This is a genomic window from Mesorhizobium sp. WSM4887 (assembly GCF_029625865.1).
Taxonomy (GTDB): domain Bacteria; phylum Pseudomonadota; class Alphaproteobacteria; order Rhizobiales; family Rhizobiaceae; genus Mesorhizobium.
Map to the genome: position 1 here is coordinate 165,714 of NZ_JARTVP010000004.1, position 24,789 is coordinate 190,502.

Sequence of the window (24,789 nt, forward strand, 5' to 3'; positions counted from 1 at the left end):
GGCTTTCGCCAATCGTCCACGTTGCAAGAAGGAGCGGGGCGCCAAAGTTGCCAATCTCCCCCCTTGTGAGCGAGATGTCCGGCAGGACAGCGGGGGGCGTGAAGGATCGCGACCTATCAGAGCATTCAATCTCATGATGCAATCCCCGGCAGCGCCACCGCAGCCGCCGCCTTAACCGCCGCGCCGCTGCGGACCAGGGCGATCGCCTTTTCCATGTCGGGGTGGAAATGCCGGTCGTTGTCGAGATGCGGCACCTCGGCTCGGACCAGCTTGCGCACCGTTTCCAGCGCTTCGCTCGAAGCGAGCGGGGCATGGAAATCGCAGCCTTGCGCGGCTGCCAACAGCTCGATGCCGATGACGGCCGTTGCATTCTCGATCATGCCGAGCAGGCGGCGCGCGCCGTGGGCAGCCATCGAGACATGGTCTTCCTGGTTGGCCGAGGTCGGGATGGAATCGACGCTCGCCGGATAGGCCTTCTGCTTGTTTTCCGAAACGAGCGCCGCCGCCGTCACCTGCGGGATCATGAAACCGGAATTGAGGCCAGGCTTCGGCGTCAGGAAAGCCGGCATGCCGGAGAGCGCCGGATCGACCAGCATGGCGATGCGGCGCTCAGACAGCGAGCCGATCTCGCAGACCGCAAGCGCGATCATGTCGGCGGCAAAGGCCACCGGCTCGGCGTGAAAGTTGCCGCCCGAGAGCGCGGTGTCGTCCTCGGCGAAGATCAGCGGGTTGTCGGTGACGCCGTTGGCTTCGGTCTCCAGCGTGTCGGCCGCCTTGCGCAGGACGTCGAGCGCGGCGCCCATCACCTGCGGCTGGCAGCGCAGGCAGTATGGATCCTGCACGCGCTCGTCGCCAACGCGGTGCGATTCACGAATGGCGCTGCCGGCCATCAGATTGCGCAACGCGTCCGCGGTCTCGATCTGGCCGCGATGCTTGCGCAACAGATGAATGCGCGGGTCGAAAGGCGCGTCGGAGCCGCGGGCAGCATCGGTCGACAGGGCGCCGGCGACCAGCGCCGACTGGTAGAGCGTCTCGGCTTCGAACAGGCCGGCGAGCGCGAAGGCGGTCGAGAACTGGGTGCCGTTGAGCAGCGCCAGGCCCTCCTTGGCAACGAGCGTGACCGGTTCCAGCCCATGCGAGACGAAGGCGACCTTGGCCGGGAAGCGACCATGCGGGGTAAAACATTCACCGACGCCGATCATGACCGCCGTCATATGCGCGAGCGGCGCGAGGTCGCCCGAGGCGCCGACCGAACCTTGCGCCGGCACCACCGGAATGACGTCGTTGGCGAGCATCCCCTGGAGCAGGTCGATGGTCTCGGCGCGCACGCCGGAAGCGCCCTGGGCGAGGCTCGCCAGCTTCAGCGCCATCATCAGCCGCACCACGGGGGCCGGCATCGGTTCGCCGACGCCCGCGGCGTGGGAAAGCACGATGTTGCGTTGCAGCGTTTCAAGATCGTTTGCCGGAATGCGAACGCTGGCGAGCTTACCGAAGCCGGTGTTGATGCCGTAGACCGGCTCGCCTTTGGCGACGATGCGGGCGACGGCTTCGGCGCTGGCCTTGATCTTCGGCCGGCAGGAATCGTCGAGCTTCGGCACGGCGCCGCGATAGATGGCGCGCCAGTCGGCAAGCGTTGCGCTGCCGGGCTTCAGGATCAGTTCGGTCATTGTCCTCTCCAGATGCGGGCATGGAGCGGATTGAAGCCCATGCGGTAGACAAGTTCGGCCGGACGCTCGATATCCCAGACGGCAAGGTCGGCCGATTTGCCGGCTTCCAGCGTGCCGGTCCTGTCGAGAAGCCCCAGCGCACGCGCGGCCTCGCGGGTGACGCCGGCGAGGCATTCGTCGATGGTCAGGCCAAAGAGCGTCGCGGCCATGTTCATGGTGAGCAGCAGCGAGGTAAGCGGCGAGGTGCCGGGATTGGAGTCGGTGGCGACCGCCATCTTCACGCCGTGGCGGCGGAAGAGATCGACCGGCGGCCTCTTGGTCTCGCGGATGAAGTAGTAGGCGCCGGGCAGGATGGTCGCGACGGTGCCGGATCCGGCCATCGCCGCAGCGCCCTCCTCATCGGTGTATTCCAGGTGATCAGCCGACAGCGCGCCGTAGCGCGCGGCAAGCGCGGCGCCATGCAGGTTGGACAACTGGTCGGCGTGAAGCTTCACCGGCAGGCCAAGCGCTTTCGCCTTATCGAAGACGCGCGCGATCTGTTCCGGTGAGAAGGCAATGCCCTCGCAAAAACCGTCGACGGCGTCCGCGAGCTTTTCGGCGGCAACCGCCGGGAGGATCGTGCCGGCGACGAGATCGATGAAAGCGTCCTTGTCGCCCCTGGCTTCAGGCGGCAGCGCATGGGCGGCGAGACAGGTCGTAAGGATCGTGATTGGACGCTCACTGGCCAGACGGCGGGCGGCGCGCAGCGACTTTTTTTCATTGTCGGCATCGAGGCCGTAGCCGGACTTGACCTCGACGGTCGTCACGCCCTCGGCCATCAGCGCGTCGAGGCGGGGCAGCGTCTGGGAGACGAGCTCGTCTTCGCTCGCGGCGCGCAGCGACTTGACCGAGGAAACGATGCCACCCCCTGCCCTCGCCACCTCCTCATACGTGGCGCCGGCCAAGCGCATCTCGAATTCGTTGGCGCGGTTGCCTGCATAGACAAGGTGGGTGTGGCAATCGATCAGGCCGGGGGTGATCCAGCGGCCCTGGCAATCGACCGTTTCGGCGCCCTGCCCGGCGGCTGCCGGCAGGTCGGCCTCCGATCCGGCATAGACGATCAGCCCGTCGCGCGCGGCGATCGCACCTTTCTCGACGATGCCGAGACCGGCAGCACCCTCGGCCATAGTCGCCAGGCGCGCATTGCGCCACAGACGAAGGCCGCTCTTTCCGTTTGCTCCACCCATCATCTTTTCCATTTGAAAGGATGACGATTATGTATATACATATTGAAACGCGACGCAAGTGTTAATGTCGCTCGGGCATTCGGATTGGGAGTTTGGACGTGACGGCGATCTTTGCGGAACAGGCGCTGCTGCCCGGCGGTTGGCGGGGCAATGTGAGGATCGCTTTCGACGGCGGCCGTATCTCTGAAGTCGAAGCGGGCTCTTCGGCACACGCCGGCGACGAACGCCACGCCATCGTCCTGCCCGGCATGCCCAACCTGCATAGCCACGCCTTCCAGCGCGGCATGGCGGGGCTTGCCGAACTGCGCGGTCCCTCGGCCGACAGTTTCTGGAGCTGGCGCGAGGTGATGTACCGCTTCGCGCTGTCGATGACGCCGGACCAGGTCGAGGCGGTCGCGGCGCAGCTTTATGTGGAGATGCTGGAAGCCGGGTTTTCGCGCGTCGGCGAGTTTCACTATCTGCATCACGACCGCGACGGGCAGCCTTACGCCAACATCGCCGAGATGGCGGAGCGGATCGCGGCTGCCGCCGCCGACACCGGCATCGGACTGACGCTGCTGCCGGTCTTCTATGCCCATTCGGCCTTCGGCGGCGCTGCTCCCAACGAAGGCCAGCGGCGATTCATCAATGATGTCGGACGCTTCGAACGTCTGCTTGAGAAAACTCGCGAAGGCGTTCGCTCGCTGGAGCAAGCCGTCGTCGGCGTCGCGCCGCACAGCCTGCGCGCCGCAACGCCGGACGAACTCAACGCGGTTGCAGCAATGGCGCCGAACGGGCCGATCCACATCCATGTCGCCGAGCAGGTGAAGGAAATCGAGGACTGCATCGCCTGGTCAGGCAAGCGTCCGGTCGAGTTGCTGCTCGGACATGCTGAGGTGGACAGGCGCTGGTGCCTGATCCACGCCACGCATATGACCGAGGCCGAGACGATCGCCATGGCCAAGAGCGGCGCCGTCGCTGGGCTGTGCCCCGTCACCGAAGCCAATCTCGGCGACGGCACTTTCGCCGCCCCCTCGTTCATCGAACATGGCGGCCGCTTCGGGATCGGCTCCGACTCCAATGTGCTGATCGGCCTGCCGGACGAGCTTCGGCAGCTCGAATATTCGCAGCGCCTTGCCCACCGCGCTCGCAATGTGCTGGCGCGCGCCGGCGGCTCTACCGGCCGCGCGCTGTTCGATGCCGCGCTCGATGGCGGCAGCATCGCGCTCGGCGCCGGCCCCTCAACTCTCGCCGTAGGCAGGCCCGCCGATTTCGTCTCGCTCGACGCCGGTCATCCCTCGCTTGCCGGCAAGGCGGGCGATGCCATCCTAGACGCCTGGATCTTTGCCAATGGCGGCAAGGTCGATTGCGTCTGGGTGCATGGCAAGAAGCAAGTGAGCGGCGGCAGGCATGTCAAACGCGAGGCGGTCGCCGGGCGCTTCCGCAAAGTGATGATGGCGCTTTCCGAGGGCTGATCCCGATGAGCATGACCGAAACGGCAGAGATGGAAGACGGCGAGACCCTGTCGCTGCACCAGCGGATCCTGTCCGACATCCGGGAAAAAATCCTGTCGGGTGCATGGGCGCCCGGCCACCGCATCCCGTTCGAGCACGAGCTGACGGCTCAGTATGATTGTTCGCGCATGACTGTGAACAAGGCGCTGTCGCAGCTCGCCAAGGCGGGGTTGATCGAGCGCCGCCGCCGCTCGGGCAGCTTCGTGCGCCAGCCGCAGTCGCAGGCGGCGGTGCTGGAACTGCACGACATCAGGATCGAGGTCGAGGCGCTTGGCCTGCCCTATCGTTATGAACGGCTGGAGCGCATGAAACGACGCGGCAATGCCGAGGATCGGTCGCTGCTTGGGCTATCTGCCACGGGTCCAGTGCTTTGGCTGGAGGGGCTGCATTTTGCCGGCGAACGGCCATTCGCGCTCGAGCAGCGCCTGATCAATCTTTCGGCGGTGGGCGAGGCCAGCGAGGAAGAATTTCTCGACATCGCGCCCGGCCCCTGGCTGATCGGCCGCGTGCCGTGGAGCGAGGCCGAGCACCGTATCCGCGCCATGGCGGCTGACGAAACTATCGCCGACACGCTCGACATCGATCCCGGCGCGCCCTGCCTGGTGGTCGAGCGCCGCACCTGGAGCGCCGAGCATCCGGTCACGCATGTGCGCTTCATCTATCCGGCGGAAAGCCACACGCTTGTGGCGCGGTTCACGCCTTCGCAGGGATGAGCAATCTTCCCCTCGCGGGCCCACGAGGGGAAGATTGGCGGATCCAGCGCCTTACAGCGCCGCCGTGATAATGATCTCGACCAGATATTCCGGGGTGGCGAGCTTGGCTTCGCCGGTGGCGCGGGCGGGCGTGTGGCCTTGCGGCACCCACTTGTCCCACTCCGAATTCATCTCGGCGAAGGTGCCCATGTCGGCCAGCCAGATGATCGCCTGCACGATCTTGGTCTTGTCGGTGCCAGCCTTGGCCAGCAATTCGTCGATGGTCTTCAGGATGTCGCGAGTCTGCGAGGCGACGTTGCCGCCGGGCTCACCGACTTGGCCGGCCAGATAGACAGTGTTGCCGTGAATGACGATCTGGCTCATGCGCGGGCCGACATCGATACGACGAATGCTCATGGGAGGTTCCTTCTTTCTAGGGTCGCGCCTGTTTAGAGTTCGTGCCGGCTCCGGGCAAGGCCGACCGGCGCGAAACCGATTGAGCCAATTTATCGGCTCCGGACCGCTTCCGTGTACACGGCGAGTTGACCGATCTGGACACAATTCTGCCGAACCGGCATGTTGACTAATGTAATAACATCACATATCGACGAGTGCTCTCGAATTCGTGTCCGATCCGGAACGCCTGATGACAAATGCCTGCCTGACCTTCCGCGACCTGACGCTCGGTTACAACAGCCATCCGGCCATTCATCACCTCAACGGCACGGTCCGAAAAGGCTCGCTGACTGCCGTTGTCGGCGCCAACGGCTCGGGCAAGTCGACGCTGATGAAGGGCATTGTCGGCGTGCTGAAGCCGATGGAGGGCACGGTTGTCCGCGCGCCCGGCGTGCGCACCGCTTATCTGCCGCAGCAGTCGGAGCTCGACCGCAGCTTCCCGGCGCGGGTGGTCGACCTGGTCTCGCTTGGCCTGTGGCCGAAGCGCGGCATGCTCGGCCGCTACACCAAAGAGGATCGCGAGTCGGTCAGCAAGGCGCTGATGGCGGTCGGGCTCGGCGGCTTCGAGAAGCGGCCGATCGACACGCTCTCCGGGGGTCAGCTGCAGCGCACGTTGTTTGCCCGCGTGCTGTTGCAGGATGCCGACCTCATCCTGCTCGACGAGCCGTTCAATGCCGTCGACGCCAAGACCGTCGGCGACCTCATCCAGCTGATAAAGCGCTGGCATGGCGAGGAGCGCACGATCATGGTGGTCGTCCACGACCTCGATCTCGTGCGGCGGAATTTTCCCGAGACGCTGCTGCTCGCCCGCCAGCCTGTCGCCTGGGGCGACACAAAACAGACGCTCAGGCCTGAAAACCTGCTCAAGGCGCGGCGTTTTCACGAGGCCTGGGAAGAGAACGCGCCCTGGTGCGAGCCCGATGACCATGGCCATGACCACGAACATCATGACCACGCGGACGCGCATGATCATCATCACGGCCATGGCTCCGGACCGAGGGCGGCGTGATGGAGTTTCTCTACGGCCTGTTCATCCAGCCCTTCGCCGATTTCGCCTTCATGCAACGGGCGCTGTTCGGCTCGCTGATGCTGTCGCTCGGCGCCTGCCCGGTCGGCGTCTTCCTGATGCTCAGGCGCATGAGCCTGTCGGGCGACGCAATGGCGCACGCCATCCTGCCCGGCGCCGCCGCGGGCTTCCTGTTCTATGGCCTCGAGATCCTGCCGATGACCGTCGGCGGGCTGATCGCCGGCATCATCGTCGCGCTCGGCGCAGGGGCGGTTTCGCGCTTCACCATCCAGCGCGAGGACGCCTCGATGGCGGCCTTCTATCTGATCTCGCTCGCCATCGGCGTGCTTATGGTGTCGATCCGCGGCTCGAGCGTCGACCTGATGCATGTGCTGTTCGGCACCGTGCTGGCGCTCAACAACGAGGCGCTGATCCTGATCTGCGGCATCGTGGTTGTGACGCTCGCCTGCCTCGCCATCTTCTGGCGGGCGCTGGTCGCCGAATGCCTCGATCCGCTGTTCCTGCGCTCGGTGAGCCGCATGGGCAGCCCGGTCCATTTCATCTTTCTTGGGCTGGTCGTGCTCAACCTCGTCGGCGGTTTCCAGGCGCTGGGCACGCTGCTCTCGGTCGGGCTGATGATGCTGCCGGCCGCCGCCGCCCGCTTCTGGACGGTTCGCGTCGAGCCGATGTGCGCGCTGGCGGTGCTGATCGGCTTTGCCTCCTGCATAGCCGGACTGCTTTTGTCCTATCACGCCTCACTGCCGTCCGGCCCGGCTATCATCCTTTCGGCCGGCGTCGTTTATTTCTGCTCGATCCTGTTCGGCACGCGCGGCGCGCTGCGCGCCCGTATCGTGCATCACCGCCACCGCACAGCTTAATCCCCAAGCAAGGAGACTCTTCCCAATGTTGAAATCCTTCCGCGCCGCCCTGGCGCTGAGCGTTATAACATTAAGCGCTTTCGCCACATCGTCCGCTTTTGCGGCGCCGCTCAAGGTGGTGGCGAGCTTCACGGTGATCGCTGACTTTGCGAAAAATGTCGGCGGCGACCGCGTCAACATCACCACCATCGTCGGCCCGGACGGCGACGCGCATGTCTACGAGCCGACCCCCGCAGATGCGGTGGCGATGGCCGGCGCCGATGTCGTGCTGGTCAACGGTCTGCATTTCGAAGGCTTTTTGCAGCGCCTGGTCGACACCAGCGCCACCAAGGCGACGATCGTGACGCTGACCAAGGGCGTGACGCCGATCGCCTTCAAGCCGGAATTCGCCGATGCCGACGCGGCCGAAGGCGCCGGCACCGGCGGCGGCAAGACGGTCAACGACCCGCACGCCTTCCAGTCGATTGCCAATGCCAAGATCTACGTGAAGAATATCGCCGATGCATTCTGCGCCGCCGATAGCGCGGGCTGCGACAGCTACAAGGCCAATGCCGCCGCTTACACGCAGAAGCTCGACGCGTTGGAGGGCGAAGTGACCGCGGCGATCCAGGCGATCCCCGAGGCCAAGCGCGTCGTCATCACCTCGCACGACGCCTTCGGCTATTTCGAGCATGCATACGGCCTGACCTTCCTTGCTCCGCAAGGCATCTCGACCGATTCCGAGCCTTCGGCCGCCGACGTGGCCAAGCTGGTCAACCAGGTCAAGCAGGACAAGGCGGCGGCGATCTTCATCGAGAACATCACCAACCCCAGGCTCATCGAGCAGATCGCCAGCGAGACCGGCATCAAGGTCGGCGGCACGCTCTATTCCGATGCGCTGTCGCCGCCCGACGGCCCGGCCTCGACTTATATCGACATGATGCACAACAACATCGAGCAGTTCAAAGGCGCGCTGCTCGGAAGCTAAGCGGCATCATCCAACCGCGCTAAAATCGGCCCGGTTGGATTTTCCGCCCCGCACTCTCTATTTGGCAGAGAGATCCGGTGCTACGGATTGCCGCTAATGCCGCGCGGTGGCATGACTGCGGCCAAGGATTGCGAGGACGACGCTATGGAATACCGCCAGATCAGCGAAGACTATTCGGTCTCGGGGCAGATCCAGCCCGAGGACATCGTTGCCATCAAGGACGCCGGCTTCAAGAGCGTCATCTGCAACCGGCCGGACGACGAGCAGCCCGGCCAGCCCTCTGCCGACAGCGTCAAGGCGGCCGCGGAAGCTGCGGGGCTCGCCTTCCGCTACATCCCGGTGATCAGCGGCCAGCTCACCATGGACAATGTCGAGGATCAGGCCGAGGCGCTCGACGAGCTCGAAGGCCCGGTCTTCGCCTATTGCCGCTCCGGCGCGCGCTGCACCAACCTCTATGGGCTGATCCAGCAGCAGCGGGGGTGAAAGCTTGCGCATTGGCGAGAGCCAATTCCGCAGGTTCGCGTTCCGTCGCCGTCGCATCCAACAAAGATCTCCGCAAACTAAATCGGCAGCGCGCCGGTCTCTTTCAACGTTTCCAGCACGATCGCTGTCTTGACGTGCTGCACCGATTCATGCGGCAGCAGCACGCCGTTGACGAACTCGGAAAGCGATTTGAGATCGGGCGTCACCACCTTCAGGATGTAATCCATCTCGCCGGTCAGCGCGTGCGCTTCCTGCACCTCGGGTAGCCGCGCCACCAGCTCGCCGAAGCGGCGGGCATTGTCGCGGTTGTGGGTGGCCAAGGTCACCGAAATCACATTGACCAGCGAAAAGCCGAGACGGTCGCGGTCGAGCACGGCGCGATAGCCCCTGATATAGCCATCTTCCTCCAGCCGCTGGCGGCGGCGCGAGCATTGCGAGGCCGACAGGTTCACACGCTCCGAAAGGTCGTTGTTGGTGAGCCGCGCATCGCCCTGCAGGAGCGCCAGTATCTTGCGGTCAAATTGATCAAGGCGCGCATCATCCATGATTTTCTCCCCAATCATGCACAATCTGCGCACATGATGGGCATTCCAGGCGGTTGAATGCAAGCACCATGCAGCCGTCCAGCGTTATTATAGTGAAAGCTGGCCAAGCACGGCCTTAACAGCTTTCGGAGGACTGCCATGGGCCCCTTCCCGCATGACGCCCCGCCCGCCAAGATCAGCAAGGCGAATCCCGCCGGCACCGACGGCTTCGAATTCGTCGAGTTCGCGCATTCAGACCCGGCAAAACTCGCCGAGCTCTTCGCCCGCATGGGCTATGTCGCGGTGGCGAAGCACCGCACCAAGGACATCACCGTCTGGCGCCAGGGCGACATCAACTATGTCGTCAATGCCGAGCCAGGCTCGCATGCGATGAAATTCGTCGAAAAGCACGGCCCCTGCGCCGCCTCGATGGCGTGGCGCGTGGTCGATGCCAAGCATGCCTTCGACCATGCCGTGTCGAAGGGTGCTGTGCCCTATGAGGGCACCGACAAGGCGCTCGACGCGCCGGCGATCGTCGGCATCGGCGGATCGCTCCTCTATTTCATCGAAACCTATGGCGACAAGGGCTCGGCTTACGATGCTGAGTTCGAGTGGCTGGGCGAGCGCAATTCGAAACCCGAAGGCGTCGGCTTCTACTATCTCGACCACCTGACCCACAATGTCTATCGCGGCAACATGGACAAGTGGTGGGACTTCTACCGCGACCTGTTCGGCTTCAAGCAGATCCATTTCTTCGACATCGACGGCAGGATCACCGGATTGGTCAGCCGGGCGATCACCTCGCCCTGCGGCAAGATCCGCATTCCGCTCAACGAGTCCAAGGACGAAACCAGCCAGATCGCCGAGTATTTGAAGAAGTACAACGGCGAGGGTATCCAGCACATCGCTGTCGGCACCGATGCGATCTACGATGCCACCGACAAGCTTGCCGCCAACGGTCTGAAGTTCATGCCCGGCCCGCCCGACACCTATTACGAGATGTCGCGTGAGCGCGTGCACGGCCATGACGAGCCGATCGAGCGCATGAAGAAGCACGGCATCCTGATCGACGGCGAAGGCGTCGTAGACGGCGGTATGACCAAGATCCTGCTGCAGATCTTTTCGAAGACGGTGATCGGGCCGATCTTCTTCGAATTCATCCAAAGGAAGGGCGACGAAGGTTTTGGCGAAGGGAATTTCCGCGCGCTGTTCGAGTCGATCGAGCAGGACCAGATCAAGCGCGGCGTGATCAAGCTGGATGGCAGGGCGGCGTAGTCAGCCGAAAGACCAAGCCGCCGGCTACTCTAAAGGCCGGCGGCCTTCCTCAGAATTTCGTTGATTCGGCTCTGCCAGCCGGGCCCGCTGGCACGGAAACGAGCAACCACATCGCTGTCGAGGCGCAGCGTTACCTGCTTCTTCGGATTGTCGAGTGCCGGCCGACCACGTGAGCGGCGAATGCTTTCGGCAAGGTCCGGAAACACGTCGGCGAAGGGACGAGCATTCCGAAAATCCTCCTCGGTCCATTCGGGATTGTCCGAAACCGCATCCCAATCTTCCTCGGTGAATCCCTTGCCTGACTTGAATCCGTTGTCCAGCTTTGTAGTGTTCAGCTTAGCTTTCGCCATCGAACAATCTCCTTTCCGTCTGGTTGGCCGCCCGCATTGAAATAACCGAGATGCCTTCGGAGCCAAGCCGGGAAAAGACCACTGCAACAACGCCGCCGCCGACTACCCGACCAATCGCCATGAAACGGCCGGATTTGGCCGCCCGGATCGCCGAGGCAAGGAAAAACTCCTCGTCTAGCGCCGCGAAATCCAAGCCGTGTTTGTCAATGTTGGCCAACCGTTTAGGTTCATCCCAGACGATCTGCATCTGAATTTATGTACCTACATGAATTAAGTCAATAATTTTCGTAACTACAATAATTCCCGAAGCGTTCTCACTTGTTCACAACCCAAGCCGCTCGACCTCGTCCTTCCTGAGCTTAATGTCGTAATCGAGCAAGAACTCATCCAATTGCGGCGGTGCAACCGAGGTGCCCGACAGCATCGCGTGCACTTGGCCGCGATGGTGGATGTCGTGCAGGAAGACATGGGCGAGGATGTCGCCGATCCTTTCGGGGATCATGCCGTCCTCGCGGCGGTCGGTGATGACGCGGCGGTCGAGATCTGCCTCCGACAGGCCGTCGCAGAAGGCGACAAGCCTGCGGTCAAAATCGGTCTGTGTAGCGGCCAGGCTTGACGCATCGTCAAACGGTATGAAGTCGTCATAGGCCGCAGCACCGAGGCCGCCACCGGTCAGAAAATCGAGATAGAGACAATCGACCGCAAGGATGTGGTTGAGCGTCTCCTTGATCGAGGGAAAGAAACTGGTTCGACCGGCCTCGAACTCGCCGGGCTGAAGCTCCAGCACGGCGCGGTAGAGCCGGTCGTTCGACCACAAATTGTTGCGCGCCATCCGGCGCAGGTGCTCGAGCAAGGTCACCCTTTCAGGTTCCTTTCTCCCCCTCGTATTTCTCGACCTTCTGCTCGATGGCGCCGAAGATCGAATGGCCGGCCTTGTCCTTCATCTCGATCCGCACCGTGTCGCCGAAGCGCAGGAACGGTGTCTTCGGCTCGCCGCTCTCGATGGTCTCGATCATGCGCAGTTCGGCGATGCACGAATAGCCGGCGCCGCCTGCCGCGACCGGCTTGCCTGGCCCATCATTCAGCTTATTGGAGACGGTGCCGGAGCCGATGATGGCGCCGGCGGCGAGCGGCCGCGTTTTCGCGGCATGCACGATCAAGGCCGGGAAATCGAAGGTCATGTCGATGCCGGCATTGGCACGGCCGAACGGTTTGCCGTTGAGATCGGCGAGCAGCGGCAGGCTGACCTTGCCGCCGTCCCAGGCATCACCAAGCTCGTCCGGCGTCACCGCGACCGGCGAGAAAGCAGAAGACGGCTTCGACTGGAAGAAGCCGAAGCCCTTTGCCAGTTCCGGCCCCGTGATGGCGCGAAGCGTCACATCATTGACCAGCATGACGAGGCGGATGGCCTCGCGTGCCTCGCCCAGCCCGGCGCCCATCGGCACATCGCCAACGATGACGGCAACTTCCGCCTCCATGTCGATGCCGAAGGCTTCGTCGGCCATGCGGATCGGATCGCGCGGCGCAAGGAAGGAGTCCGAGCCGCCCTGGTAGATCAGCGGATCGGTCCAGAAACTCGCCGGCATCTCGGCGCCGCGTGCCTTCCGCACCAGCTCGACATGGTTCACATAGGCGGAGCCGTCCGCCCATTGATAGGCGCGCGGCAGCGGCGAATGGGCGTCATGCTCGTGAAAGCGGGCCGAGGGCACCGCGTTGGTCTCGAGCGATTCCGCCATCGCCGCCAGATGCGGCGCCAAGCGCTCCCAATTGTCGAGCGCAGCCTGCAGCGTCGGCACCAGGAAAGAAGCGTCGGTGAACCGCGTCAGATCGCGCGAGACCACGACCAGTTTTCCGTCGCGCGTCCCGTTCTTCAAAGTGGCAAGCTTCATGCGGTTTCCTCTCCTCGCGGGCTTTGTGCCGCTCGTCCCCACAACAAGGCCGTCGCGAGTGATCGTCAAGCCACCCGCCGATGTTTTCCTGACTCTGACTTCACCAATCAGGGCCAGTCGCCTTCCGGCGTGCCGTTGAAGTGCTTCCTCAGGTCGGCCCAGCAGTCGATGTAGTTCGCCTGCAAGGTGTCGAGTTCGGCGGCGTAGCGCGTCAGCATCTGCGGAAAGCGCGTCTCGAACATGAAGGCCATGGTGTTGTCGAGCTTGACCGGTTTCAAGTCGGCGCGGGTGGCCTTCTCAAAGCCGGAGGCGTCGGGCCCGTGCGCCAGCATCTGGTTATGCAGGCTGATGCCGCCCGGGACAAAACCTTCCTCCTTGGCATCGTACTGGCCGTGGATCAGGCCCATGAACTCGCTCATGATGTTGCGGTGGTACCAGGGCGGCCGGAAAGTGTTTTCGGCCACTAGCCAGCGCGGCGGGAAGATGACGAAGTCGACATTGGCCGTACCCTCCTCGCCGCTCGGCGCCGTCAGCACGGTGAAGATCGACGGGTCCGGGTGATCGAAGAGGATCGCGCCGACCGGCGAAAACGTCGCCAGATCATATTTATAGGGCGCGTAGTTACCGTGCCAGGCGACGACGTCGAGCGGCGAATGGCCAAGCTCGGTGACGTGGAAAGTGCCGCACCATTTGACGATCAGCCGACATGGCGTCTCCTTCTCCTGGAACCAGGCGCAGGGAGTCTTGAAGTCGCGCGGATTGGCCAGGCAATTGGCGCCGATCGGGCCGCGGTCGGGCATGGTGAATTTTGCCCCGTAGTTCTCGCAGACATAGCCGCGCGCCTCCTTGTCGGCGAGCTCGACCTTGAAGACGAGGCCGCGCGGCAGCACCGCGATCTCGCCGGGGCGAAGTTCGATGACGCCCATCTCGGTGACAAAGCGCAGCGTGCCGACCTGCGGCACGATCATGAGCTCGCCGTCGGCATTGAAGAAATGGTCGTCGACCATCGAGCGGTTGGCGACATAGACATGCGCCGCCATGCCGGACTGGCCGACCGCGTCGCCGGCGGTGGTCATGGTGCGCATGCCGGAAATGAAGTCGGTCGGCTCGGTCGGGATCGGCACCGGGTTCCATCGGTACTGGCCGAGTGCCAGCTCGTGATCGCCGACGTTGGGCGCGGTCTTCCACATGGGATAGCTCGCGCCCTTGAAGCGGCCGGTATGTCTCACGCTTGGGCGGATGCGGTAAAGCCAGGAGCGCTCGTTGGTGCCGCGCGGCGCGGTGAAGGGCGAGCCCGAAAGCTGCTCGGCATAGAGCCCGTAGGCCGGCCGCTGCGGCGAGTTGCGGCCCTGCGGCAGCGATCCCGGCAGCGTCTCGGTCTCAAAATCATTGCCGAAGCCCGGCATATAGGAAAAGGCCATCCGATCCTCCCTGATCCCGGGCTGCCGCCCTCAGCGTTGAGGAAGGCTTTCCGGTGATGTTGACCAAACTGGTTTCATTTGTAACCATCGAAGATGTAACTATCAACGCCGAACCCCGCATCGATGGTGCGCCAAATGAAACCGGAAATTCTCGAGCTAGAAAACTTCCTGCCCTACCGGCTCTACCGGCTGGCCGACACCGTGAGCCGCGAATTCTCGCGCATCTACAAGGAGCGCCACGGTCTGACGCGGCCGGAATGGCGCACGCTCTCAGGCCTCGGCCAGCGCGGGATGATGACGGCGACGGAACTCGGCAAGCAGTCGGCCATGCACAAGACCAAGGTGTCGCGCGCAGTCGCCGCGCTCGAACGCCGGCGCTGGCTGACAAGAACGCCGGACGAGAACGACCGCCGCCTCGAGCATCTGACGCTGACCAAGGCGGGCCTCGCCGCCTATCGCGAGATGATGCCGCTGGCGAAAGCGTTTGAAAGGGAGCTGCTGGCGAGGCTGAGCGAGGAAGAGAGAGCGGCGATTGTCAGGGGGGTGGCAGCACTGGAAGAGGCTTTATCTTCTTCTTAGCGATCCTTCACTCCCCCTCTGTCCGTCCGGCAGGCCAAAGGGCGGTGCTGTCCCGCCAGCATTGCCAGGATGCTGCTTCCACCAAACCCTACCAGTCCATCACCACTTTGCCGGAACTGCCGCTGCGCATCGCATCGAACCCAACCTGGAAATCGTCGATGCCGATGCGATGCGTGATCAGACCCGAGACATCCAGCGGCCCCTGCACCAGGGCGATCATCTTGTACCAGGTCTCGAACATCTCGCGGCCGTAGATGCCTTTGAGATGCAGCATCTTGAAGATGACCTTGTTCCAGTCGATCTCGAAGCCGGTGGGAGCGATGCCGAGGATGGCGATCTTGCCGCCATTGTTCATGGTGTCAATCATGTCGCGGAAGGCTGGCGCGGCGCCCGACATCTCCAGCCCGACGTCGAAACCTTCGGTCATGCCGAGTGCCGGCATCACGTCGCGCAGCTTCTCCTTCGAGGCGTCGACCACATGCTGGACGCCGAGCTTGCGCGCCAGTTCCAGCCGGACCGGGTTGATGTCGGTGATGACGACTTTCCGAGCGCCGACGCATTGCGCGACCAGCGCGCCCATGATGCCGATCGGGCCGGCGCCGGTGACCAGCACATCCTCGCCGACCAGGTCGAAGGACAGTGCGGTGTGGACGGCGTTGCCTAATGGATCGAAGATCGCCGCGATCTCGTCCGGCACGTCGTCGGGGATCGGCACGACATTGTGCTGCGGGATCGCTACATACTCGCCGAAGGCGCCGGGCCGGTTGACGCCGACGCCGAGCGTATTGCGGCAGAGATGCCCTCGCCCCGCGCGGCAGTTGCGGCAGTGGCCGCAGACGATGTGGCCCTCGCCCGAGACGCGCTGTCCGACCTTGTATTCGGTGACGGCCGCGCCGAAATCCGCGACGGTGCCGACAAATTCATGGCCGGTCACCATCGGCACCGGCACGGTCTTCTGCGCCCACTGGTCCCAATTGTAGATGTGGACGTCGGTGCCGCAGATCGCGGTCTTCCTGACCTTGATCAGCACGTCGTTGGGGCCGATTTCCGGCACCGGCACTTCTTCCATCCAGATGCCCGGCTCGGCCTTGGCCTTCACCAGCGCCTTCATCATGTTGGACATCGAACACTCTCCAGAAAATCTTCCCTGTCCTGACGGATCATCAACCTGCCGCTTCCAGGATGCTCTTCAGTCGCAGCAGATCGCGATCGGTCGAACGCCGGACAGCCACGGCTATGAGCGGGGTCATGAGACGGGAAAAGCCGGCCGGCGAGCCGCGATTCCGGAGCGTCATATGCGTGCGGCCCTCGCCGGACTCCCGCCATCCATAGCTCGTCTCCATCGGAAACGGTCCTTCGTCGGATCGCATCACCAGCCTCTCGCCCGGCACGAGATCCAGGATCTCGTAGGTATAAGCGAGCCGCCGTCCGAGGAACTGGGCTACGAAGGCAATTCTCGATCCTATCTGGGCCGGTCGGGGAGTCTTCCATTCCACCGACTTGATGTTGACGTACCAGCGCGGAACATTGTCCGGATCGGAAGAAAAGGCGGCGACAACCGCGCGCGGCCTGGCGATCTCGATACTGCTCGTTGCATCGATCGCCATGGCCCTTTTCCATTGCCGGCGGTAGCGTCAAGCGATTACACCCAGTTCCTTCCCGACCTCGCCGAACGCCTCGACGGCGCGATCGATATCGGCGCCGGAGTGCGCCGCCGACATCTGGGTGCGAATGCGCGCCTGGCCCTTCGGCACCACCGGGAACGAAAAACCGATGACGTAGATGCCGCGCTTCAGCATGCGAGCCGCCATCTCCTGCGCAAGGGCGGCGTCGCCCAGCATTACCGGGATGATCGGATGATTCGCGCCGGCAAGCGTAAAGCCGAGCTTGCCCATTTGAGACCGGAAGCGTTCCGCATTGGCATATAGGCGGCGGCGCAGCGCATCGCCATTGCGGATCAGCTCGAAGACTTTCAGCGAGGCGCCGGCGATCGCCGGCATCAGCGTGTTGGAGAAGAGATAGGGCCGCGAGCGCTGACGCAGCCAGTCGACCACCTGTTTCTTCCCCGCGGTATAGCCGCCGGACGCGCCGCCCAGCGCCTTGCCGAGCGTGCCTGTGATGATGTCCACCCTGCCCTCGACGCCGCAGTGCTCGGCCGAGCCGCGGCCGTTCTTGCCGACGAAGCCAACGGCATGGCTGTCGTCGACCATGACCATGGCGTCGTATTTCTCGGCGAGGTCGCAGACTCCTTGCAGGTTGGCGATGATGCCGTCCATCGAGAACACGCCGTCGGTGGCGATCAGCCGGAAGCGGCAGTCCTTCGCCTCCTTCAGCCGCGCCTCGAGGTCGGCCATGTCGTTGTTGGCGTAGCGGAAGCGCTTGGCCTTGGAGAGCCTCACCCCGTCGATGATCGAGGCGTGGTTCAGCGCGTCCGAGATGACGGCGTCTTCCTCGCCGAGCAGCGTCTCGAACAGGCCGCCATTGGCATCGAAGCAGGAGCCGTAGAGAATGGTGTCGTCCATGCCGAGGAAGGAAGAGATGGTGGCTTCGAGCTCTTTGTGTTCTTCCTGGGTGCCGCAGATGAAGCGCACCGAGGCCATGCCGTAGCCGTAGCGGTCGAGCGCCTGCTTCGCCGCATCGCGCAGCTCGGGGCTGTCGGCGAGGCCGAGATAGTTGTTGGCGCAGAAATTCAGCACCTTCTGGCCGGCGACCTCGATCAGGGCCGACTGCGTGGAGGAAATCACCCGCTCGGACTTGTAGAGCCCGGCCGATTTCAGGCCTTCAACCTCGTTGTCGATGTGGGAGAGAAACGCTGCGCTCATGGTCTGGCCCTGTTTGTTCGATGCGGACTGTCGCGCTGCGGACAAGAAAAATCCATCGCAAAAACGACCGCTTCGGTGGCGTTGCGCAAGCCGCGCCGCAGCTCCTTCAGCGCAGCCGGACAAGGATGTGTTCAAATGCGACGATCTGCGAAAGGACATAATAACCATCCTGTCAGCTTTGTCGCGCCGCCAGCTCCGGCACCGTGCCGGTTTGCCGAGCTGTTAACCCTTTCACGTCAAGGGTTCTGGCGCCGCAAATCCATGGCAGGAATCCGTCGATCGGGAGGGGTCACTCAGTTATGTCGCAGCAGCCGGTGCACAGCGTTTCGCGCAAGCTGATTCTGCTGATCAAGAGCGGCTACTGGCTGGCCTTGCTGATCATCGCCGCCATGGTGATGGCTTCCTTCATCCTGCTGCAGCAGTTGATGGCGCAGCAGCAGCATAACGACGCGCTGCTCAACATCGTCTCCACGCAGAAGGCGCTGTCGCAGCGCATCGTCTTCCTGGCCAGCGCGACCGGTGCGGCCCCGCGCGACAAGCAGCCGGCGCTGGTCACCGCGCTCAAGCAGGCAACGGGCGAGTTCGAGACCAATTACGACCGGCTGCTCAAGGAGACCGGCGCCGATCCGCTATCGCCGGCGCGCAACGATCCGCAATCGATCGAATATGTGCTGTTCAGCAAGCCGTTCCATCTCGACTATTTCTCCGTCGGACTTATCGCCAACGGCGATCGACTGGTTTCATCATTTGCATCCCAGCTTGGCATGCAAAGCGACGGCTATAAGGGCGGCGGCGAGCGCGTCGGCCTCGACGCCTCAGTCGCCAATGCGACTTTGTCCGGCTATGCCGCGCTCGGCCAGCGCATCAGCGCCTTCGCCACCGAGCGGTCGGATGAGATGCTCAGCCTGCACCGCACGCTGTTCTTTGCCACCATCGGCGTCATCGTGCTGGTCGCGCTATTCATCTTCCGGCCGATGTCCAAGGCCATCCTGCGCAAGACGCATGAACTGGTCGACGCCCGCAATTCGATGGCCTTCATCGCCGTGCATGACGGCCTGACCGGCCTGCACAACCGCACCTTCCTCACCGATCATTTCGACACGCTGATCAAGGGCGCGCATCGTCGCCGCGAGCGGCTGGCGGTGATCCAACTCGACCTCGACCGCTTCAAGCAGATCAACGACACGCTGGGGCATGCGGCGGGCGACTATGTGCTTGTCGTCACCGCGCAACGCATGCGCGATTCCTGCCGCGCATCGGATCTTTGCGCCCGTCTCGGCGGCGACGAGTTCGTGATGATCCTCAACGGCGCCGGCAGCACCGAGGACATCCATGCACTGGCCAAGCGCATCATCGCCAACATCAACGAGCCGATCACCTTCCAGGGCACGACCATAATGCCTGGCGCCAGCGCCGGCATCGCCGTCTATCCAGTCGACGCCGACAACGCGCAGGACCTGCTCGTCCATGCCGATCTTGCCCTCTATTCGGCCAAGAAGCTCGGCGGCGGCAGCTTCTCCTTCTTCTCCGAAGAGCTGCGGCGCGAGCTCGACTACCGCAAGCAGCTCGAGCAGGACATCCGCACGGCGATCGCGGAAAAGACCTTCGAGGTCTATTTCCAGCCTCAAGTGTCGCTCACCAGCGGCAAGATCAGCGGTATCGAAGCACTGGTGCGCTGGAAGCACGCCACGCGCGGCATGATCTCGCCCGGCGAATTCATCCCGGTGGCGGAGAAGTGCGGCTTCATGCCGGATATCGGCCGCATCGTCATCAGCAAGGCGATCAACGAAGCCGCCGAATGGGATCGCGTCGGCATCGATTTCGGACGCATCGCCGTCAATGTCTCGGGCACCGAGCTGCGCGAGCCGGATTTCGACAATTTCCTGTTCGGAACGCTGGAGCGAGCCGGGCTTGCGCCGCAGAAGCTGTCGCTGGAAATCGTTGAATCCGTCATCCTCGACGACGAGAAGACCGGCATCGCCGCCAAGCTCAGGCATATCCGCGCGGCGGGCGTCCATCTTGAGCTCGACGATTTCGGCACGGGCTATGCTTCACTCAGCCATGTCAACCCGAACGAGATCGATCGGCTGAAGATCGACCGCCGCTTCGTCCAGAACATCAACGAGAACGGCGACAACACTAAGATCGTGCGCGCCATCACCGAGCTTGCCCGCGGCCTCGGCATCTCGATCGTCGCCGAGGGCGCGGAAACCGAGGCCGAGCTCGACTCGCTGATGGCGATCGGCTGCGACCAGGTGCAGGGCTATTCGATCGCCTTCCCGATGCCGCAGGACAAGGCGCGCGAATGGCTTACCGCGCGCAGCCCGAAGAAGGCGAAGCTCAAGGTGCTGCAGGGCAGCCGGGCTTAACCTCCCACATTCGCCCGAAGCGCCGCCAGCACCTCGGCGAATTCCGCAAGCCGGTCGTCCGGCAGCCCAGCTCTCAGCCTTTTGTCGAAGGCGACGGCCTCGAGGCGCAACTTCTCGAACAGCGCTTCGCCGGTTTCGGTCAGCGCCACCTGATGCACCCTGCGGTTCTGCGGATCGCGGCGGCGCGTCAGCAGCCCTTGCGCCTCCATGGCGTTGAGGTGATGCGTCAGCGTCGCGCCCTGGATGCCGATCATGCCGGCAAGCTCGCGCTGGTTGGCCAGTTCCTTCGACTTGACCGAGAGCAAGGTCACCCAGACCGGCAGCGTTCCGCCGACCTCCACCAAGGCAGCGTCAAAGGCCTGCGCCACCAGTTTGGCGGTGCGCGCGAGATTCATGCCGATGGGCGGGCGATCAAATGGCGTCATGGCTGGACCCTAGAACAAGCAACGGGTTGGCGAAACTTCGCATGAAGCATTGACATCTAACTGTTAGATATCTAACTTTGTCTTATTAACGTTGTCGGACCCAGCCGATAGGCAAACCCGACAGGCAAAGCGTCACACCGGTGGCGGGGCGAACGAGAGGAATGCAGTCATGCAATATGTCTACATCGTCGTCATCGGCCTGCATGTTATGGCCGGCGTCTTCTGGGCCGGCACGACCATTGCGGTTGCCCGTGATCCGGAGATCAAGGCGGAGCGCTTTATCCGGCCGCAACTCGGCGCCTCCGGCATGGTCTTCTTGACCGGTCTGCTGCTCTGGTATTTCTTCCACGAAGGCGCTTTCGGCCCGATGGAAATAGTGCTGGCGCTGGGCATTGCGACGGCGCTGATCGCCGCCGGCGTGCAGGGCGCCATTGTCGCCTCTTCCAGCAGGCGATTGGCCGGTGCCGATGCGGCGACGCAAACGCAGTTGCGCGCGAAAATGACCAAAGGCGAACGCCTCGCCGGCGGGCTGCTGGTCGTCACCGTATTGTGCATGGCCACGGCCAGGATGTTCTGAACCGTCAACGGCTCGCGCGGTACCGGTGCAGGCCGGCGGCCGCGCGCGGCGCACCGGACCAACGCGGCAGGTGGCTCTCCTTGAAGGTCCGGTGCGTTTCCGTGGTGCGGCCGTCACCGGTGCATCAGATCACCTCAATGGAACCGCCGCGTAGTTTTTCCCGTCGCAGCTTTATATAGGTCCGCATATTCGGCGCGATGCGAAAACCTTCCAGTCTGACGTCCTGAAGCGCTGCCGCCCAGCCAAGCGCTTCATAACGGCCGCCATATGGGTCGATCGTCGCGGCGAGATCCTCGCGGCCCAGTTGCCTGGCCAAGATGGCGCAGGCCGCGACCCGCGTTTCGATCGAGCGGCCATATTTGGGTGCGAATGCCAAGCCGCCGTCGGCGAGGTCGTCGACCTCGTGCGCAAGCTGCAGGAACAGGATGTCCTCATCGCCGGCCGGCACGCCCTCCTGCAGAAGGCGCTCGGGGTCGCCGGTGTCGAATTTCATGGCGCCGACGCGGGCGACGAGGCCTTCAGCCCTCGGCCCGATCCGCGCCTCCAGCCATTTCCGGTGCGCCTCGCTGCGCCTGCTGGACCTGCCGTCCGGATACTGGCCGCTGTCATAGGCAGCATGGAACATCGCCGCGAGGACGAAATCGAGATCCCTTTCGAAATGCGCCACAGACGAGGCGGCGCCTACCGCATGGCAGATAAAGGGCCGTCCTGACTTTCGATAGCGGCCGTTGAACATCGCGCATGCCACGCGATAGGCCTTCTGCACGCGTAGAAGATCGCCCAACGAGTGCCCGGACTCGTGCAATTGGATATAGAGCGCCGTATTGGTCTGGCGCGGAACGAACAGATCTTTTCCGGTCAAGCAAGCCCCCCGACTATGCGACCCCGGTTGCAGCCCTCCGAATCCGCGCCCGAAAATTGCAAATAAGATCTGTCAGGTCTAGCCTGGCCATTGGAGGACCGAGGTTCAGATCCGGATGCCGAACCTGATGCCGTCATAGATAGCGGCGTGGATGTTGCGCGAGGCGACTGCGTCGCCGATGCGGAACAGAACAAAGCCGCCTTCCGGATTGCGCGGCGGAAAAATGTCGCCGCCGCTTACCAGCCGCTCGTAGTCGACCGCGCCGCCATTCTTCGACAGCGGCTTCAGCGCGAGGTAGAGATCGTCGAGCGGCGCGGTGCCATGCTCGACCACCACCTGGTCGACGCGCCGCTCGCCGCGCCAGCCATCGGCGAAGTCCGACGCCAGCTCGGCGATGAGCTGGTTACCCTCGCGTCGCACGGAGCGCAGACGAGTGTTGATGGTGACGGTGACGCCTTTCTCGTGGAAAGCCCGCATATAGGGCACGTGGTTCAGGCCGCCCATTTCCGGCGCGAAGAAGCGTTCGGGCGAGACCAGCTCCAGCTTCGAGCCGCTGTTGGCAATCAATTCCGCCGCGCCCATGCCCTGATGGCCGCCATTGTCGTCATAGAGCAGCACGTTCTCGGCCGGCTTGACGCTGCCGGCCATAATGTCCCAGCTCGAGGTGACGAGATTGTCGCCCGCTGCCAGCGGCGGGTTCTGCGGCAGGCCGCCGGTGGCGACAATCACCACATCCGGCGAAAGTGCGAGGACATCGTCCTTTTCGGCCCATGTGTCGTAGCGGATCTCGACGCCGAGGCGATCGAGCTCGGCAAGCCGCCAGTCGATGATACCGATCAGTTCCTTGCGGCGGGGATTTTGCGTCGCGAGCCGCACCTGGCCGCCGGCCTGGCTGGACGCTTCGAGGACCATCACCTGATGGCCGCGTTCGGCGGCGACACGCGCGGCTTCCAGACCGCCCGCCCCGGCGCCGACGACCACCACCCGCCTCTTCGGCCCTTCGCTTTTCGCGATGACATGCGGGATCGTCGCTTCGCGGCCGGTGGCGGCGTTGTGGACGCAGAGCGCCTCACCGCCTTCATAGATGCGATCGAGGCAGTAGGTGGCGCCGACGCAAGGCCGGATCTCGTGCTCGCGCCCTTCCATCACTTTCCTGATGATATGCGGATCGGCGATATGGGCGCGCGTCATGCCGACCATGTCGAGCTTGCCGGAGGCGATCGCATGACGCGCGGTCGCGACATCGGAGATCCGCGCCGCGTGGAAAGTCGGGAATTTCGTCGCCGCCCTCACCTCGCCGGCGAAATCGAGATGCGGCGACGAGCGCATGCCGGTCACCGGGATGACCTTGGTCAGCGCCGCGTCGGTCTCGATCGAGCCGCGGATGATGTTGAGGAAATCGACCTTGCCGGAGCGAGCCAGACGTTTCGCGATCTCGACGCCCTCCTCCTTCGACAGGCCTTTTTCGAAATCCTCGTCGGCGACCATGCGGATGCCGACGACGAATTTCTCGCCGACCGCGGCGCGAACCGCATCCAGCACCATGTTGGTGAAGCGCAGCCGGTTGTCGAGCGAGCCGCCGAAATCATCGTCGCGATGGTTGGTGGCGGGCGACCAGAAGCCGTCCATCAGATGGCCGTAGGATTCGAATTCGATGCCGTCGAGGCCGGCCTCCTGGCAGCGCTGGGCGGCGGAAGCATAATCGGCAACGATGCGCTCGATGTCCCAGTCCTCGATGGTCTTGGGAAAGGCGCGATGCGCCGGCTCGCGCACCGGCGAGGCGGAAAGCACCGGCAGCCAGTCGGCCTTGTTCCAGCCGGTGCGGCGACCGAGATGGGTGATCTGGATCATGACCTTGCAGTCATGCTCATGACAGGCATCCGCAAGTTCGGCGAGCCACGGCACGATGGCGTCGTCATAGACATGCAGGTTGCCGAAGGCGGCCGGGCTGTCGCGTGACACGATGGCAGAGCCCGCTGTCATCGTCAGCGCCATGCCGCCCTTGGCCTTCTCGGCGTGGTAGAGCCGGTAGCGCTCCTTCGGCATGCCGTCCTCGGAATAAGCCGGCTCATGGCTGGTCGACATCACCCGGTTCTTCAGCGTCAGGTGCTTGAGCGGATAAGGTTGGAGAAGCGGGTCGTTGCTGGTCATCGTCTTCCTGCCGTATCAAATTGCGCGGGCGCTGCTCCCGCTTCCATTTCACGCATCGGATTCATCCGAAAACCGCTGCGCGGCTTTCGCTCCAATGCTAATGAGCCGCCAAACACGCCGGGTCCGTTCGATCGCGGCGCACTTTCAACTGATTGCACCTGCCGCCCTTGCAATCATCGGCGGCAGCGAGGAGCCATCGATGACCGACGCCAAAAACCTGACCCAGCTCGGCAAACACGTCGAGACGCCGCAGAGTCCCGAACAGGCAGTCCTGGAAACCGTGCCGTTCGAGCGAGGCGACGGCCCGCCCGCGATCGTGCGCTTCACCTGCCCGGAATTCACCTCGCTCTGCCCGGTCACCGGCCAGCCCGACTTCGCCCACATCGTCATCGACTACGCGCCCGACAAGACGCTGGTGGAATCGAAGTCGCTGAAGCTGTTCATCACCTCGTTCCGCAACCATGGCGCCTTTCACGAGGAATGCACCGTCATGATCGGCCGCCGCATCGTCGAAGCGACCAAGCCGCTCTGGCTGCGCGTCGGCGGCTACTGGTTCCCGCGGGGCGGCATCCCCATCGACGTCTTCTGGCAGACCGGCGCGCCGCCCGAAGGCGCCTGGCTGCCCGACACCGGGGTCGCGCCATATCGCGGGCGCGGGTGAGTTTATCGAGCGGCCA

At 63.7% G+C, this 24,789-nt stretch carries 26 protein-coding genes; 11 read left to right on the plus strand and 15 right to left on the minus strand.

Annotation, left to right across the window (positions count from 1 at the left end):
- Window positions 1–131: 131 nt before the first annotated feature.
- Both hutH and hutI read right to left on the minus strand, forming a co-directional pair.
- Window positions 132–1,667, minus strand: coding sequence for a histidine ammonia-lyase (hutH, locus tag P9230_RS17690; protein WP_067329858.1), 1,536 nt, complete (start codon window positions 1,665–1,667; stop codon window positions 132–134).
- Entirely contained in the window at window positions 1,664–2,893 is a 1,230-nt protein-coding gene (gene hutI / locus P9230_RS17695; protein WP_189413634.1) for an imidazolonepropionase, read from the minus strand. The genes hutH and hutI overlap by 4 nt, the downstream gene beginning before the upstream one ends.
- Window positions 2,894–2,991: 98 nt before the next feature.
- Here hutI and P9230_RS17700 point away from each other — a divergent pair, with 98 nt between their 5' ends.
- Both P9230_RS17700 and hutC read left to right on the plus strand, forming a co-directional pair.
- Window positions 2,992–4,347: a formimidoylglutamate deiminase gene (locus P9230_RS17700; RefSeq protein WP_095824868.1), complete on the plus strand. Its 1,356-nt coding sequence runs from the start codon at window positions 2,992–2,994 to the stop codon at window positions 4,345–4,347.
- 5 nt (window positions 4,348–4,352) lie between these two features.
- On the plus strand, window positions 4,353–5,099 hold the full coding sequence (gene hutC, locus P9230_RS17705; protein ID WP_095824772.1) for a histidine utilization repressor: 747 nt from the start codon (window positions 4,353–4,355) through the stop codon (window positions 5,097–5,099).
- 51 nt (window positions 5,100–5,150) lie between these two features.
- On the opposite strand, the gene P9230_RS17710 is transcribed toward hutC, so the two are convergent.
- Entirely contained in the window at window positions 5,151–5,495 is a 345-nt protein-coding gene (locus P9230_RS17710) for a RidA family protein (protein ID WP_095778583.1), read from the minus strand.
- 229 nt (window positions 5,496–5,724) lie between these two features.
- Between P9230_RS17710 and aztA the strand changes: the two genes are divergently transcribed.
- The 4 genes from aztA to P9230_RS17730 all read left to right on the plus strand — a co-directional run bounded on the left by aztA (window position 5,725) and on the right by P9230_RS17730 (window position 8,868).
- On the plus strand, window positions 5,725–6,543 hold the full coding sequence (gene aztA, locus P9230_RS17715) for a zinc ABC transporter ATP-binding protein AztA (RefSeq protein WP_127215373.1): 819 nt from the start codon (window positions 5,725–5,727) through the stop codon (window positions 6,541–6,543).
- Window positions 6,543–7,418: a zinc ABC transporter permease AztB gene (gene aztB / locus P9230_RS17720; RefSeq protein ID WP_067000522.1), complete on the plus strand. Its 876-nt coding sequence runs from the start codon at window positions 6,543–6,545 to the stop codon at window positions 7,416–7,418. The genes aztA and aztB overlap by 1 nt, the downstream gene beginning before the upstream one ends.
- A gap of 25 nt (window positions 7,419–7,443) precedes the next feature.
- Window positions 7,444–8,385 carry a zinc ABC transporter substrate-binding protein AztC gene (gene aztC / locus P9230_RS17725; protein ID WP_127215372.1) on the plus strand — a complete coding sequence of 314 codons (942 nt, stop codon included), beginning with the start codon at window positions 7,444–7,446 and terminating at the stop codon, window positions 8,383–8,385.
- Between the two features lie 144 nt (window positions 8,386–8,529).
- Entirely contained in the window at window positions 8,530–8,868 is a 339-nt protein-coding gene (locus P9230_RS17730) for a TIGR01244 family sulfur transferase (protein WP_067000965.1), read from the plus strand.
- A gap of 77 nt (window positions 8,869–8,945) precedes the next feature.
- On the opposite strand, the gene P9230_RS17735 is transcribed toward P9230_RS17730, so the two are convergent.
- Entirely contained in the window at window positions 8,946–9,413 is a 468-nt protein-coding gene (locus tag P9230_RS17735; protein ID WP_059187534.1) for an Lrp/AsnC family transcriptional regulator, read from the minus strand.
- Window positions 9,414–9,551: 138 nt separating this feature from the next.
- Here P9230_RS17735 and hppD point away from each other — a divergent pair, with 138 nt between their 5' ends.
- Window positions 9,552–10,667 carry a 4-hydroxyphenylpyruvate dioxygenase gene (hppD, locus tag P9230_RS17740; RefSeq protein WP_278120157.1) on the plus strand — a complete coding sequence of 372 codons (1,116 nt, stop codon included), beginning with the start codon at window positions 9,552–9,554 and terminating at the stop codon, window positions 10,665–10,667.
- Window positions 10,668–10,696: 29 nt separating this feature from the next.
- Here hppD and P9230_RS17745 read toward each other — a convergent pair whose 3' ends face one another.
- From P9230_RS17745 to hmgA, 5 genes are all read right to left on the minus strand, one after another.
- The gene (locus tag P9230_RS17745) at window positions 10,697–11,017 is read right to left on the minus strand and encodes a BrnA antitoxin family protein (protein WP_095801227.1); all 321 of its coding nucleotides are present in this window, start codon (window positions 11,015–11,017) and stop codon (window positions 10,697–10,699) included.
- Window positions 11,004–11,264, minus strand: a complete 261-nt coding sequence (locus P9230_RS17750; RefSeq protein ID WP_095783194.1) for a BrnT family toxin — start codon at window positions 11,262–11,264, stop codon at window positions 11,004–11,006. The genes P9230_RS17745 and P9230_RS17750 overlap by 14 nt, the downstream gene beginning before the upstream one ends.
- Window positions 11,265–11,339: 75 nt before the next feature.
- Entirely contained in the window at window positions 11,340–11,876 is a 537-nt protein-coding gene (locus P9230_RS17755) for a DinB family protein (RefSeq protein WP_127246895.1), read from the minus strand.
- Between the two features lie 4 nt (window positions 11,877–11,880).
- Window positions 11,881–12,906 (minus strand): fumarylacetoacetate hydrolase family protein, encoded by a 1,026-nt coding sequence (locus tag P9230_RS17760; protein WP_095824778.1) that lies wholly within the window; start codon window positions 12,904–12,906, stop codon window positions 11,881–11,883.
- Window positions 12,907–13,013: 107 nt separating this feature from the next.
- Window positions 13,014–14,327 carry a homogentisate 1,2-dioxygenase gene (hmgA, locus tag P9230_RS17765; protein WP_067329831.1) on the minus strand — a complete coding sequence of 438 codons (1,314 nt, stop codon included), beginning with the start codon at window positions 14,325–14,327 and terminating at the stop codon, window positions 13,014–13,016.
- Between the two features lie 135 nt (window positions 14,328–14,462).
- Here hmgA and P9230_RS17770 point away from each other — a divergent pair, with 135 nt between their 5' ends.
- On the plus strand, window positions 14,463–14,906 hold the full coding sequence (locus P9230_RS17770; protein WP_278120158.1) for a MarR family transcriptional regulator: 444 nt from the start codon (window positions 14,463–14,465) through the stop codon (window positions 14,904–14,906).
- Between the two features lie 88 nt (window positions 14,907–14,994).
- On the opposite strand, the gene tdh is transcribed toward P9230_RS17770, so the two are convergent.
- The 3 genes from tdh to P9230_RS17785 are packed head-to-tail and all read right to left on the minus strand — an operon-like array spanning window position 14,995 to window position 17,728.
- A complete protein-coding gene (gene tdh, locus P9230_RS17775) occupies window positions 14,995–16,029 on the minus strand; it encodes an L-threonine 3-dehydrogenase (protein WP_067000502.1) in 1,035 nt (344 codons plus the stop codon).
- Between the two features lie 40 nt (window positions 16,030–16,069).
- Complete coding sequence (locus tag P9230_RS17780) at window positions 16,070–16,513, minus strand: SRPBCC family protein (protein WP_278120159.1); 444 nt, start codon at window positions 16,511–16,513, stop codon at window positions 16,070–16,072.
- A gap of 27 nt (window positions 16,514–16,540) precedes the next feature.
- Complete coding sequence (locus P9230_RS17785; protein ID WP_278120160.1) at window positions 16,541–17,728, minus strand: glycine C-acetyltransferase; 1,188 nt, start codon at window positions 17,726–17,728, stop codon at window positions 16,541–16,543.
- Between the two features lie 299 nt (window positions 17,729–18,027).
- Between P9230_RS17785 and P9230_RS17790 the strand changes: the two genes are divergently transcribed.
- The gene (locus P9230_RS17790; RefSeq protein WP_278120162.1) at window positions 18,028–20,097 is read left to right on the plus strand and encodes an EAL domain-containing protein; all 2,070 of its coding nucleotides are present in this window, start codon (window positions 18,028–18,030) and stop codon (window positions 20,095–20,097) included.
- On the opposite strand, the gene P9230_RS17795 is transcribed toward P9230_RS17790, so the two are convergent.
- Entirely contained in the window at window positions 20,094–20,522 is a 429-nt protein-coding gene (locus P9230_RS17795; protein ID WP_095783187.1) for a MarR family winged helix-turn-helix transcriptional regulator, read from the minus strand. The two genes, P9230_RS17790 and P9230_RS17795, sit on opposite strands and share 4 nt — an antisense overlap.
- A 169-nt stretch (window positions 20,523–20,691) precedes the next feature.
- Between P9230_RS17795 and P9230_RS17800 the strand changes: the two genes are divergently transcribed.
- On the plus strand, window positions 20,692–21,099 hold the full coding sequence (locus P9230_RS17800; protein ID WP_127239988.1) for a hypothetical protein: 408 nt from the start codon (window positions 20,692–20,694) through the stop codon (window positions 21,097–21,099).
- Window positions 21,100–21,223: 124 nt separating this feature from the next.
- Here P9230_RS17800 and P9230_RS17805 read toward each other — a convergent pair whose 3' ends face one another.
- A complete protein-coding gene (locus P9230_RS17805) occupies window positions 21,224–21,961 on the minus strand; it encodes a hypothetical protein (RefSeq protein WP_278120165.1) in 738 nt (245 codons plus the stop codon).
- Window positions 21,962–22,066: 105 nt separating this feature from the next.
- Complete coding sequence (locus P9230_RS17810; protein WP_278120166.1) at window positions 22,067–24,112, minus strand: NADH:flavin oxidoreductase; 2,046 nt, start codon at window positions 24,110–24,112, stop codon at window positions 22,067–22,069.
- A gap of 199 nt (window positions 24,113–24,311) precedes the next feature.
- Between P9230_RS17810 and queF the strand changes: the two genes are divergently transcribed.
- A complete protein-coding gene (gene queF, locus P9230_RS17815; RefSeq protein WP_278120168.1) occupies window positions 24,312–24,773 on the plus strand; it encodes a preQ(1) synthase in 462 nt (153 codons plus the stop codon).
- Window positions 24,774–24,789: the final 16 nt, after the last annotated feature.